The sequence below is a fragment of the Corynebacterium sp. ACRPF genome, from assembly GCF_022347395.1.
GTDB classification, from domain to species: domain Bacteria; phylum Actinomycetota; class Actinomycetes; order Mycobacteriales; family Mycobacteriaceae; genus Corynebacterium; species Corynebacterium tuberculostearicum_D.
The window spans coordinates 100,337-111,908 of sequence record NZ_JAKRNB010000008.1 but is presented as its reverse complement, the minus strand read 5'-3'; the positions used below and the strand labels follow the sequence as shown (position 1 = coordinate 111,908).

Sequence of the window (11,572 nt, the reverse complement as noted above, 5' to 3'; positions counted from 1 at the left end):
GGCAGACAAACCAATCAACACACAACCATGCACACAAAAAATAAAAAGTACATTGGCACACTATTGAGTTCTCAAACATCATCCGCACACCACAAAAAATTAACCTACCGTTAACCTCTCGTTGGCGGCTCGTACAAACTTACTCAACTCAATGAACCCTGTCAAATCCTTGAACCAAGTCCGCACGAAATTCGCTCAAAAGTAACCTCCCGGCTACCTCGCGGCGACTTGGATTAATGTAGTCCAACCCCTCCAACAATGACAAATCCCCAGCACACGACGAAAAACGGTGTGCTGGGGGCGTCGTTAAAAGAGTTCTTCTTCTTGAGTTCTTTCAATTGTGGCGCCGAGGCGCTGCAGGTTTTCTACAAAGTTGGGGTATCCGCGGTCGATGTGGAAGACATCGTGGACCGTAGTGGTTTCATCCGCGCACAGTGCAGAAAGTACAAGACCCGCACCCGCACGAATATCGGAACTCCACACGTGAGTAGAAGAGAGCCGTTCTTTACCGCGGACTACTACATGGTGACCGTCAACCTGGGCGTCGGCACCCAAGCGCAGCATTTCATCCACAAAGCGGAAGCGGGATTCAAAGACATTCTCCGTAATGACGGTCGTTCCGTCCGCAATGGCAGAGATACCAATAGCCATCGGCTGCAGGTCGGTGGGAAATCCCGGAAATGGCAGTGTCTGGTAGTCAACAGCCTGTGGTCGTTGATCCATGCGCACGCGAAAACCATTCTCATAGGTCTCTAGTTCCGCACCGGCAGACTTCAGCTTTTCCAGCGGCAGGTGCAGGTGGCGCGGGGAAATTCCACCCACGGTGATATCGCCCTGGGTCATGGCAGCAGCGTACGCCCACGTGCCGGCCACAATTCGGTCACCAATAACCTCATGCTGGGTGGGCTGCAGCTTATCGACGCCGCGGATGGTTACCACCGAGCTTCCCTCGCCCTCGATATCGGCACCCATGGACTTGAGCATGGTGCACAGATCGACGATCTCCGGCTCGCGAGCCGCGTTATGGAGAACGGTTTCCCCTTCGGCGAGGACCGCAGCGGTAAGAATATTTTCGGTTGCGCCTACGGACGGGAAGTCCAGGCGGATATTCGCACCGCGCAGGTGCGTAGCCTCTGCCACGACGGCACCGTGTTCAATACGGGTGGTGGCGCCGAGCTTTTCTAGGCCGGTTTGGTGCATATCGAGCGGGCGCGAACCAATCGCGTCACCACCAGGCAACGCTACCTTCGCGTGGCCACAGCGGGAGGTCAAAGGCCCGAGCACGCAGACGGATGCGCGGAATTGGCGGACCGCGTCAAAATCCGCGTTGGATTGCGGCTGTGCAGGGGTAGTAATCCGGACCTCAGAGCCCTCGATGACTACCTCGCAGCCGAGCCCCTCGAGGACCTTCTTCATGAGGGGGACGTCCAGAATTTCTGGGCAGTTGGTCAGCGTCGTAGTGCCCTCCGCCAGCAAGGATGCGGCCATGAGCTTCAAGACGCTATTTTTCGCGCCATCTACTTTAACGGTGCCCTCTAGGCGGGCACCGCCGGAAACAATAAACTGATCTTTCACAACTGCCTACGCTACCGGTTCTTAGGGCAATGCGCCGATACGACGGGCAGCATTAACGGCCTCGTAGCGGGTATGCGCACCGAGTTTGCGCATTACCGAGCGCAGATAAGACTTCACGGTTTCTGCGCCGATACCCATTTCCTCGGCCGCTTCTACGTTGGTATGGCCTAGCGCCACACAAGAGAGCACGTCGAGCTCGCGGGCGGAGAGCTTGGTGGATTGCTTCACGCGCACCGGCGAGACCATCTGGTCACACAGCGTCTCTAGCTCCTTGCGCAGCTCTTCGTCTTCTACGCGGTTCGCCAGCATGCGCAGCTTGGAGTGAGTGGAGCGGACCTGTTCCCACTCGGCGCCGTTCATGACGTGGCCGCGGGCGGCTCCGCCCTTGGACCCATCGGCACGGCGCATGGCGGAATTAACGGCCAGGTCTTGCTCGAGGGTGCGCGCGGTCATCGTCACTTCTTCAATGACCTTATCGCCCAAACGAACTGGGGAGTGCACGCCTACGTAGAGGACGCCGCGAATTTCGCGCTGCACAGTAACGGGCACTGCCACGATGGAGTGCAGGCCTTCATCTTGGATCACGCGGTCGTTCTCGTGCGAAATGGTGGTGGCACGAGTGTAATCGGATACACCTACCGCGCGGCGAGTGCTGACCACTCGGCCACCTACACCGACGCCGGAGTCAATGATCAGATTCTGCAGCGCTGGGGTGCGTAGCCCCACCCACTGCGTGATCTGCAGGCGATTATCGGGCAGCAGCGTGGCGTACATCGTCACCGGAATACCTGTAGCGGTCTTCAGGGACGACAGGGCCGCGCGTACGGATTCTTCATCATCTTTGAGGCGATGCGACTCCATGAGACTCTTTCCTCGTCGGGGGTAACCAAGCAGGTGTACCCGTCCTCCCCCGGGAATTTGGGGACCAGCGGGCAACTGAGTGGAAGTATAGACAGCATGTGGGGGTAATTCGAAATCGCCCTCGGCTTATCCGGCGCCGCAATCCCACATGAAATGCCCGAATGCCCGGTCTAGAATTTATATACTGACTGGTCTACTTGTGTAGTGTACGCTTGCGTTGTACGCGATTTGAACCCAAATCTGATTCCCAAAGGAGTCCACAGAATGGCTGTCTACAACAACATTATGGAAACCATCGGCGGCACCCCGCTGGTCCGCCTGAACCGCCTCACCGAGGGCAAGGGCGCCACCGTGCTTGCCAAGGTTGAGTCCTTTAACCCGGCTAACTCCGTGAAGGACCGCATCGGCAAGGCCATCGTTGAAGCGGCCGAGAAGTCCGGCCAGCTCAAGCCAGGCGGCACCATCGTGGAGGCCACCTCCGGCAACACCGGCATCGCCCTGGCCCTGGCTGGCGCCACCTTGGGCTACAAGGTCATCCTGACCATGCCGGAGACCATGTCCAATGAGCGCAAGGTGCTGCTGCGTGCCTACGGCGCAGAAATCGTGCTGACCCCGGGCGCTGCGGGCATGCAGGGCGCCGTCGACAAGGCGAATGAAATCGTCGCCGAGACCGATAACGCCATCTTGGCTGCACAGTTCGCTAACGAGGCAAACCCGAAGATTCACGAGGAAACCACCGGCCCAGAGATTTGGGAAGACGCCGAGGGCAAGGTTGACGCCTTCGTTGCGGGCGTAGGCACCGGCGGCACCGTTACCGGTGTAGGTCGCTTCCTGAAGTCCAAGAACCCAGACCTGCACCTGGCTGCGGTCGAGCCGTCCGACTCCCCTGTCCTGTCTGAAGGCCACGCTGGCCCGCACAAGATTCAGGGCATCGGCGCTAACTTCGTTCCTGAGGTACTTGACCGCGAGCTTCTCGACGAAGTCTTTACCGCCACCACCGAGGAGTCCATCAAGGCATCCCGCGACCTGGCTACCCAGGAAGGCCTGCTGGTTGGCATCTCCGCCGGCGCCAACGTTTCCGCAGCTCTGAAGCTGGCGGAGCGCCCAGAGTTCGAGGGCAAGACCATTGTGGTTGTCCTGCCGGACTTCGGTGAGCGCTACGTCTCCACCATCCTCTTCGAGGACATCCGCGAAGCTTAAATTACTTCGCTTGAATAAAAGCACCCGCCAACCTTGGCGGGTGCCTTTTTTATGCCAGTACTATGTGGGCATGAACATTATGAGCTACATCCGTGAAGACTTAGCAAATGCAAGAGATCACGATCCGGCCGCGCGTGGCGACGTCGAAAATGCAGTAGTGTACTCCGGCCTCCACGCGGTGTGGTCTCACCGCATTTCGCACTGGATGTGGAAGCGTGGGCTGCGCGGGCCCGCGCGCATCTTGGCGCAGATTAACCGCTTCTTTACCGGCGTGGAGATCCACCCTGGCGCCACTATCGGCCGCCGGTTCTTTATTGACCATGGCATGGGCATCGTCATTGGTGAAACCGCCGAGATTGGCGATGGCGTCATGCTCTACCATGGCGTCACCCTCGGCGGCCAGGTGCTCACCCAGACCAAGCGCCACCCCACTATCGAAGACAATGTCACTATCGGTGCGGGCGCCAAGGTGCTCGGCCCCATTACGATCGGTGAAGGATCGGCCATTGGCGCCAATGCCGTGGTGACGAAGGATGTTCCCGCCGAAAATATCGCGGTGGGCATTCCGGCCAAGAACCGTCCGCGCAACCCGAATGAGCGCATCAAACTGGTCGACCCCGACTACTACATCTAAATTCTCTCCCAGCGGCTCACAGGCAACTGTGGGCCGCTTTTTATATGCCTTCTGGGCGCAACAGGTCGCGGTATTCGGGATTCTTTTCTATAAAGTGCGCCACGGCGGAGCAGGAAGCAATGACTTGCTTGCCGACGCCCCGGGCGTCGTCAAGCGCGGCCTTAATCAGCGGCGCGGACAATCCTTGGCCACGGAAAGCATCTTTAATGACCGTGTGGTTGAACTCGCGGGTCGTGCCGGCATCTACGTAGTGGCACGCGCCCGCCTCGACGCCGTCCACGGTAAGGACGTAACGGGACTTATCGGTCTGGTGTGCAATAGCGTGTTCCATGTGCCCATACTAAGCAAAAATGGCCCCTCTTACGAGGAGCCATTATTGTGGCCAGAGCCAGGATCGAACTGGCGACCCCACACTTTTCAGGCGTGTGCTCTACCGACTGAGCTATCTGGCCAGAAACCCGAAGGTTTCCGCGACCCTGACGGGACTTGAACCCGCGACCTCCGCCGTGACAGGGCGGCGCGCTAACCAACTGCGCCACAGGGCCATTTTTAATTATGTGTGTGCTCTTGGGCACGGATAGATACTTTACAGAAGACTCCCAAGACTCACCAAATCAGCACGTCAGAACGCTATTTAGGCGGTGAAAGCGGATCGTTTCCGCTCAAGTTCATCTCGAAGCGCTCGTAGTCTTCCAGCGCGGAAAAATGCCGCGAATAGAGGTCACAATCTCGATCCACATGGCCGTAGAGGGCGGGTGCGACGTCGACAATGTGGCGCAGCTTCAGGCCCTCATATTCTTGCTCGCGAGTCCATTCAACGGCCTTGCGGTGCGCCTCCTCATCCGAGTCCGCATAGATGAGGAAGAAGTCCTCACGGAAGAAGTTAGAGTGCTCCGAGCTTTCGGAGGCGAGTTCAAAGACAGCGATTCCGACATATGGCTCCATGGCGCCAGCCTAGCAAAACCAAAAGCAGCAACCGCCGAAGCGATTGCTGCTCATTCTGCGACCTTGACGGGACTTGAACCCGCGACCTCCGCCGTGACAGGGCGGCGCGCTAACCAACTGCGCCACAAGGCCAATCGAATATTTAATTCGGACCAACACTTTCGTGTTGGTACCCCCAACGGGATTCGAACCCGTGCCGCTGCCGTGAAAGGGCAGTGTCCTAGGCCGCTAGACGATGGGGGCCCGTCGCGCTAAGGCGACTTCTAGAAATATACTGGAGACCTCACCTAGTTACAAAATCGCTCCCCCAGAAAGATTAGGAACCATGTCTGACCAGCATCAAACGTGCTCCTGCCACGAGCCGCACGTGCACGGATATAACGCGGATTCTAAGAGCAAGGATCGCTACCTCGCCAGACTCAAGCGCATTGAGGGGCAGGCGCGCGGCATCCACCGGATGGTCGAGGAAGACCAATACTGCATCGACATCATTACCCAGATTTCGGCGGTGAAGTCGGCGTTGGAAAATGTCTCGCTAGCGCTCCTGGAAGACCATATTGAGCACTGTGTGGCCGGTGCCGCCGCCGAGGACGGTGAAGTAGCCACCGAGAAGCTAGAAGAGGCCATGCGCGCCATTAAGAAGATGGTGAAAAACTAAAAGGAGCCACCCAAAAAGGTGGCTCCAGTTGTGGGCCCTGTGGGGATCGAACCCACGACCTGCGGATTAAAAGTCCGTAGCTCTACCAACTGAGCTAAAGGCCCAACGTCGCTACATTTTAGCTTGCGGTATTTGCAAAGTCCTAATTAGGGGGCGTCGGCAAGCGAAAGGCGCCCAGCTCGCCGCTGAGCGCCTGCCGGGGAGTGGCTACATTAGCCGCGCATATCGCCCTTCTCCATGAAGCGGACCTGGAAGTCAAAGGCGGTCTTCAGGTCATGCGGGGTGTGCTGGAACTTGTTTTCCTTGGCACGGTTGAAGTACTCCTCGAGCAACGGACGGTAATCCGGGTGCGCCACGGAGATGACCTTCTCCACGCGTTCCTTCGGCGCCAGGCCACGCAGGTCAGCCACGCCGTACTCGGTAATGATGACCATGGTGTCGTGCTCGGTGTGGTCCGTGTGGGACACGAACGGAACCAGCGCGGAAATTGCGCCGTCCTTGGCCACGGACGGGGAAACGAAGGTGGAGATATAAGCATTGCGGGTGAAGTCACCCGAGCCACCGGTGCCGTTCATGATGCGGGAGCCGGATACGTTGGTGGAGTTGATATTGCCGTAGATATCGGCCTCAATCATGCCATTGGAGGAAATCAGGCCGACGCGGCGAATGACCTCCGGGTGGTTGGAGACCTGCTGTGGGCGGAGGATGATGTGCTTGCGGTAGCGCTCTGCCTCCTCATTCATCTTCTCCGCGTAGTCCGGGGACAGCGCGAAGGAGGTGGCGGAAGCCATGGTCATCTTGCCCGCATCGATGAGATCGAGCATGCCGTCCTGAATGACCTCGGTATAGGCCTGAATATTCTCAAACTTGGAATCCAGCAGGCCGGCCATCACGGCGTTGGGGACGTTGCCCACGCCGGACTGCATGATGAACTTGTCATACTCAAGACGACCAGCGGCGACCTCCCCCTCGAGGAACTCGATGAAGTTGGCGGCGATCTTCTCGGAAACTTCGTCCGGTTCCTTGAATGGTGCGTTGCGGTCCGGGGCATCGGTCTTTACCACTGCAACAACCTTGTCCTCCGGCACCTCCATGTAGGTGGTACCGATGCGGTCACCCGGCTTAGTGATAGGGATTGGCTGGCGGTTAGGCAGCTTTTCAATGCGATAGATATCGTGCATGCCCTCGAGGTTGATGGACTGCCACTCATTGATCTCGATGATGATCTTATCCGCAGCCTCGATGAACTCGAGGTTATTGCCCACTGCGGAGGACGGCACCACGTGGCCTTCTTCGGTAATGCGCACGGCCTCAATAATGGCTACCTGGAAGTCACCGTAGAAGCCCTCTTCTACCTGCTGGCCCGAGTGAGACAGGTGGATATCCTGGTAGAGAGCGGTGCCATCATTAAACTGCTTACGCAGGGTGGGATCTGAGTTATAAGGAGAGCGAAAGCGAATCGCCTCAGCTTCCGCCAGAACACCATCGCAGTCCGGGGCAGTGGAAGCGCCGGAGAAGACGTCGATCTTAAATTCCTCGCCCTTTTCATGGAGAGCCTTGGCCTTTTCTGCAATGGCGGTGGGCAGACCCTTGGGGTAGCCAGCACCGGTGAAGCCAGAAATGCCCACGCGGTCACCGTGGTTGACGTGCTGAGCAGCCTCTTCAGCGGAAACTACGAGCTTCTCGAATGGGGCATACGCGATTCTCTCTGACAAGGGTAATCCTCCTTCATTAAGGGGCCAGCCAAAATAACGGCCGTTCTAATTAGTTACACAGCCCACATTAGCGAATCTTTGCAAGATTTCCACCACTTCTGTGTGACCTTTACCCCATAAAGCAAAAATAGGGAACGGCGCCACTGTGGGCCCGGTTGCTATTTTCCCCCGTTAACTAGCACAATTGGGGCGTGAATTTGCGCATTGGACACTACGATCTCTCCTCCCCCGTCATCCTCGCCCCGATGGCGGGGGTAACCAACGTTGCCTTCCGCACGTTGTGCCGCGAGCAGGAGCTGCAGCGCACCGGCACGGTGTCGGGCCTCTACGTTTGCGAGATGGTCACCGCCCGCGCCTTGGTAGAGCGCAATGAAAAGACGCTGCACATGACCACCTTTGCGCCGCAGGAGGATCCCCGTTCCCTCCAGATCTATACGGTGGATCCGGAATATACGTATAAGGCCGCGAAGATGATCGTCGACGAAAACCTGGCGGACCACATCGATATGAACTTTGGTTGCCCGGTTCCGAAGGTGACCCGCCGCGGTGGCGGTTCCGCGCTGCCTTATAAACGACGCCTCTTTGGCAATATCGTCTCCGCCGCGGTCAAGGCCACAGAGGGCACCAATATTCCGGTCACGGTAAAGATGCGCGTGGGCATTGACGACGAACACCATACGCATCTCGACGCCGGGCGCATCGCCGTCGAGTCCGGTGCCGCCGCCGTTACCTTGCACGGCCGCACCGCCGCTCAGCGCTACTCTGGCGAAGCCCGATGGGACGAAATCGCGCGCCTCAAGGAACATCTGGCGGATACTGGCGTGCCAGTGCTGGGCAATGGCGATATCTTCCGTGCCGAGGATGCCCGCCGCATGATGGAACAGACCGGCTGCGACGGCGTGCAGGTAGGCCGCGGCTGCCTCGGCCGCCCGTGGCTTTTTGCCGAGCTCGGCGCTGCGCTGCGCGGCGAGTCCATTCCGGCAGAGCCCACCCTGGGCGAGGTCACCCAGGTAATCCTCCGCCACGCGGAGCTATTGGCGGAGCACGATGGCGAGGACAATGCTTCCCGCGATATCCGCAAACACATCGGTTGGTACCTGCGTGGTTTCCCGGTTGGTGGCCAGGTCCGCGCGGGCTTAGCCAAGGTCAATTCCCTCGATGCCTTGCGTGAGCTACTTGCACCTTGGGCAGAGTCCGATGCCCTGGCTGCCGACGCCGACGGGGCCCGCGGCCGCCAGGGCTCGCCATCCAAGGTGGCTTTGCCGGATGGTTGGCTCGACGATCCAGAGGACGATTGCGTTCCGGTTGCCGCTGACATTATGAACTCCGGCGGATAACCTAACAAAGATATAAGAGCAGCTAGGGGCACCCAGGAAACTCGCATTTATGCTCCACTTAAGTTGCGCAGGGGCCGAAATTTTTCGCTATTATCTTTGGCATGCGTGCCGCTTACAGGGAACACCTAGACAATTTCTCCCACGACCTCATCGTGATGTGCGATACCGTTCGCGACATCATGGATAAGGCCTCCGTGGCGCTGCTGCAGGGCGCCTTGGACTCCGCGGAAGATGCTCTCACCATGACTGAGGAGCTAGATGAGTTCCGCGCTAGGTGCTCTGAGCGTGCCGTAAAACTCTTGGCCCTGGAAAACCCCATGGCACAGGACCTCCGTCAGGTGGTCTCCTCGATTTATATCGTGGAGGATCTCTACCGCATGGGCCGTTTAGCCCAGCACATAGCGGACTCCGCGCGCCGCCGCCACCCTGACGCCGTGGTACCGGCGAGTTACATCGGCTACTTCGAGGAGATGTACCGCCTCACTGAAGAAATGGGGTCAGTGCTGCACGATATCCTCGTCACCCCTGATGCGGATTTATCCATCAATCTCCGTGCCGACGATGACGCGGTGGATGATATCAACTCCCACATCTTGCGCATCCTGACCCAGCGCGAATGGGAGGGCACCGTGCGCGAGGCAGTAGAGACCTCGCAAATTACGCGCTACTACGAGCGCTATGCAGACCACTGCGTCTCCGTGGCCGGCCACATCATCTATCTGACCACGGGTCTTTTGCCCAATGACTATGCCAAGAAGCTAGAAGAGGACAAAAAGGACGCCGACTTCGAAGCACGGATGGCTGACCTCGAGCGTCAATTCCGCCGTTAGACGGATTTAAGCACCAAAGAAGGGGGCCGGTTCTTTCGAACCGGCCCCCTTCTCTCGGACAATCTCTCTTACTCTTTAGCCAAAGCGGCCAGAGATGTAATCCTCGGTCTCCTTCTGAGAAGGATTCTCAAAGATCTTGGTGGTGTCATCGAACTCCACCAGGTGGCCCGGCTTACCGGTTGCTTCCAGGGAGAAGAAGCCGGTCTTATCGGATACGCGGGCAGCCTGCTGCATGTTGTGGGTCACGATCACGATGGTGAAGTTTTCCTTCAGCTCGTGGATGAGGTCCTCCACGGCGAGGGTGGAAATCGGGTCCAGTGCGGAACAAGGCTCGTCCATGAGCAATACCTCTGGCTCCACGGCGATAGCGCGGGCGATGCACAGACGCTGCTGCTGACCACCGGAGAGGCCGCCGCCTGGCTTATCCAGGCGGTCCTTAACCTCATCCCACAGGTTGGCGCCGCGCAGGGACTTCTCCGCGACCTCCTTGAGCTTCTTCTTGTTCTTTTCACCGGACAGCTTCAGGCCTGCCACCACGTTGTCCTCGATGGACATCGTGGGGAACGGGTTAGCCTTCTGGAAGACCATGCCGATGGTGTTGCGCACGGATACCGGGTCAACCTTCGGACCGTAGATATTGGTGCCATCGAGCAGGATTTCGCCCTTAACGTAGGCGCCGGGGATGACCTCGTGCATGCGGTTAATGGTGCGCAGCACGGTGGACTTACCACAGCCGGAAGGGCCGATGAATGCGGTCACGGCCTGGGCCGGGATCTGCATATTCACGTTCTGCACGGCGTGGAAGTCGCCGTAAAAAATGTTCACGTCATTGAGCGCGAGCTTAGACATTTGGGAGTTTCTCCTCTAGCAAGTGTATGGCGGAATCGAGTGGTACGGCGTTTACTTCTTAACCGAGAACTTCGCGGAAACGATGCGGGCCGCAATATTGAGGACGGCGATGAGGATAACCAGCGTCAACGCTGCGCCCCAGAGCTTGTCCAGTACGGCGGGCTGTGCGCCGGCCTTGTACATATCCAGCATCATCAGCGGGAGCGAGGACTGCGAGCCCTTGAAAGCATCCCAGTTGATGACGGAGGAGGAACCAACCAAGACCAGCACCGGCGAGGACTCACCCATCACGCGGGCAATCGCCAGCATGATGCCGGTGACGATGCCGGACAGTGCGGTAGGTAGAACGATGCGGGCGATGGTCTTCCACTTCGGAACGCCGAGAGCGAAGGACGCCTCACGCAGGTCCATTGGGACCACGCGCAGCATCTCTTCGGTATTGCGCACCACAATCGGAATCATCAGCAGCACCAGGGATAGCGCCACGGCGAAGCCGGAGCGGCCGAAGCCGAACAGGGTAATCCACATGGCGAAGATGAACAGGGCCGCAACGATGGAAGGCACGCCGGACAGGATGTCTACCATGAAGGTGGTGATGCGGCCGAGCCAGCCGCCCTTGGAGTACTCCACCAAGTAGATGGCGGTAAAGATACCGATCGGGATAGAGATAATGGAGGCCAGAATGGTCTGGACGAAGGTACCCACAATGGCGTGAGCGGCACCGCCGCCGGCAGAGCTATTCATGATGCCGCGCTGGGAGGCGGTCCACCACTCAGGGTTGAGGATGACGCCACTGCCGCGGGCGATGAGTTCCCACAGAACCCACACCAGCGGAACCATGGCCAGAATCATTGCGCCCCAGACCACCGCGGTGGCGATGTTATTGGTCATCTTGCGGGAGCCGGAGATGTCCAGGAAGGTCGCGCCGCCTTGGGAGGCAGGCTTGGCATTAGTAGTCGTAGTCATTG

General features: G+C 58.5%; 12 protein-coding genes and 5 tRNA genes. 5 read left to right on the top strand and 12 right to left on the bottom strand.

Features of this window, described 5'->3' with window-relative positions; genetic code table 11:
* Positions 1-306: 306 nt before the first annotated feature.
* On the bottom strand, positions 307-1,575 hold the full coding sequence (gene murA / locus MHX61_RS05390) for a UDP-N-acetylglucosamine 1-carboxyvinyltransferase (protein WP_005325837.1): 1,269 nt from the start codon (positions 1,573-1,575) through the stop codon (positions 307-309).
* 21 nt (positions 1,576-1,596) lie between these two features.
* Positions 1,597-2,436, bottom strand: a complete 840-nt coding sequence (ramA, locus tag MHX61_RS05385; RefSeq protein ID WP_005325834.1) for an acetate metabolism transcriptional regulator RamA — start codon at positions 2,434-2,436, stop codon at positions 1,597-1,599.
* A 264-nt stretch (positions 2,437-2,700) separates the two neighbouring features.
* Here ramA and cysK point away from each other — a divergent pair, with 264 nt between their 5' ends.
* Together cysK and epsC are read left to right on the top strand one after the other, a co-directional pair.
* Complete coding sequence (gene cysK / locus MHX61_RS05380) at positions 2,701-3,636, top strand: cysteine synthase A (protein WP_239193344.1); 936 nt, start codon at positions 2,701-2,703, stop codon at positions 3,634-3,636.
* Between the two features lie 70 nt (positions 3,637-3,706).
* Positions 3,707-4,270, top strand: coding sequence for a serine O-acetyltransferase EpsC (gene epsC, locus MHX61_RS05375; RefSeq protein WP_034668818.1), 564 nt, complete (start codon positions 3,707-3,709; stop codon positions 4,268-4,270).
* A 40-nt stretch (positions 4,271-4,310) separates the two neighbouring features.
* Here the strand turns inward: epsC and MHX61_RS05370 are convergent, their stop codons facing one another.
* The 6 genes from MHX61_RS05370 to MHX61_RS05345 all read right to left on the bottom strand — a co-directional run bounded on the left by MHX61_RS05370 (position 4,311) and on the right by MHX61_RS05345 (position 5,458).
* Positions 4,311-4,601 carry a GNAT family N-acetyltransferase gene (locus MHX61_RS05370; protein ID WP_239193342.1) on the bottom strand — a complete coding sequence of 97 codons (291 nt, stop codon included), beginning with the start codon at positions 4,599-4,601 and terminating at the stop codon, positions 4,311-4,313.
* Positions 4,602-4,649: 48 nt separating this feature from the next.
* Positions 4,650-4,722 (bottom strand) — tRNA-Phe (locus tag MHX61_RS05365).
* Positions 4,723-4,741: 19 nt separating this feature from the next.
* Positions 4,742-4,815: transfer RNA gene (locus tag MHX61_RS05360), tRNA-Asp, on the bottom strand.
* Between the two features lie 85 nt (positions 4,816-4,900).
* A complete protein-coding gene (locus MHX61_RS05355; RefSeq protein ID WP_239193340.1) occupies positions 4,901-5,215 on the bottom strand; it encodes a DUF4288 domain-containing protein in 315 nt (104 codons plus the stop codon).
* 58 nt (positions 5,216-5,273) lie between these two features.
* Positions 5,274-5,347: transfer RNA gene (locus MHX61_RS05350), tRNA-Asp, on the bottom strand.
* Between the two features lie 35 nt (positions 5,348-5,382).
* Positions 5,383-5,458 (bottom strand) — tRNA-Glu (locus tag MHX61_RS05345).
* Between the two features lie 82 nt (positions 5,459-5,540).
* Between MHX61_RS05345 and MHX61_RS05340 the strand changes: the two genes are divergently transcribed.
* Positions 5,541-5,873: a metal-sensitive transcriptional regulator gene (locus tag MHX61_RS05340; RefSeq protein WP_005325826.1), complete on the top strand. Its 333-nt coding sequence runs from the start codon at positions 5,541-5,543 to the stop codon at positions 5,871-5,873.
* A 31-nt stretch (positions 5,874-5,904) separates the two neighbouring features.
* Here MHX61_RS05340 and MHX61_RS05335 read toward each other — a convergent pair.
* Together MHX61_RS05335 and MHX61_RS05330 are read right to left on the bottom strand one after the other, a co-directional pair.
* Positions 5,905-5,977, bottom strand: a tRNA-Lys gene (locus tag MHX61_RS05335).
* Between the two features lie 108 nt (positions 5,978-6,085).
* Entirely contained in the window at positions 6,086-7,588 is a 1,503-nt protein-coding gene (locus tag MHX61_RS05330; protein WP_005330051.1) for an acetyl-CoA hydrolase/transferase family protein, read from the bottom strand.
* A gap of 191 nt (positions 7,589-7,779) precedes the next feature.
* On the opposite strand from MHX61_RS05330, the gene dusB reads away from it, so the two are divergent.
* Positions 7,780-8,925, top strand: coding sequence for a tRNA dihydrouridine synthase DusB (gene dusB, locus MHX61_RS05325; RefSeq protein ID WP_040425422.1), 1,146 nt, complete (start codon positions 7,780-7,782; stop codon positions 8,923-8,925).
* 101 nt (positions 8,926-9,026) lie between these two features.
* Entirely contained in the window at positions 9,027-9,755 is a 729-nt protein-coding gene (gene phoU / locus MHX61_RS05320; RefSeq protein WP_239193337.1) for a phosphate signaling complex protein PhoU, read from the top strand.
* 75 nt (positions 9,756-9,830) lie between these two features.
* Here the strand turns inward: phoU and pstB are convergent, their stop codons facing one another.
* Both pstB and pstA read right to left on the bottom strand, forming a co-directional pair.
* Positions 9,831-10,604 (bottom strand): phosphate ABC transporter ATP-binding protein PstB, encoded by a 774-nt coding sequence (gene pstB / locus MHX61_RS05315; RefSeq protein ID WP_005325820.1) that lies wholly within the window; start codon positions 10,602-10,604, stop codon positions 9,831-9,833.
* Between the two features lie 51 nt (positions 10,605-10,655).
* Entirely contained in the window at positions 10,656-11,570 is a 915-nt protein-coding gene (gene pstA, locus MHX61_RS05310; RefSeq protein WP_204611030.1) for a phosphate ABC transporter permease PstA, read from the bottom strand.
* Positions 11,571-11,572 lie beyond the last annotated feature (2 nt).

Bases quoted from the DNA above. Each gene is read 5' to 3' on its own strand.
- ramA (WP_005325834.1), bottom strand. From the start codon at position 2,436: ATGGAGTCGCATCGCCTCAAAGATGATGAAGAATCCGTACGCGCGGCC.
- cysK (WP_239193344.1), top strand. From the start codon at position 2,701: ATGGCTGTCTACAACAACATTATGGAAACCATCGGCGGCACCCCGCTG.
- epsC (WP_034668818.1), top strand. From the start codon at position 3,707: ATGAACATTATGAGCTACATCCGTGAAGACTTAGCAAATGCAAGAGAT.
- MHX61_RS05370 (WP_239193342.1), bottom strand. From the start codon at position 4,601: ATGGAACACGCTATTGCACACCAGACCGATAAGTCCCGTTACGTCCTT.
- MHX61_RS05355 (WP_239193340.1), bottom strand. From the start codon at position 5,215: ATGGAGCCATATGTCGGAATCGCTGTCTTTGAACTCGCCTCCGAAAGC.
- MHX61_RS05340 (WP_005325826.1), top strand. From the start codon at position 5,541: ATGTCTGACCAGCATCAAACGTGCTCCTGCCACGAGCCGCACGTGCAC.
- phoU (WP_239193337.1), top strand. From the start codon at position 9,027: ATGCGTGCCGCTTACAGGGAACACCTAGACAATTTCTCCCACGACCTC.
- pstB (WP_005325820.1), bottom strand. From the start codon at position 10,604: ATGTCTAAGCTCGCGCTCAATGACGTGAACATTTTTTACGGCGACTTC.
- pstA (WP_204611030.1), bottom strand. From the start codon at position 11,570: ATGACTACGACTACTAATGCCAAGCCTGCCTCCCAAGGCGGCGCGACC.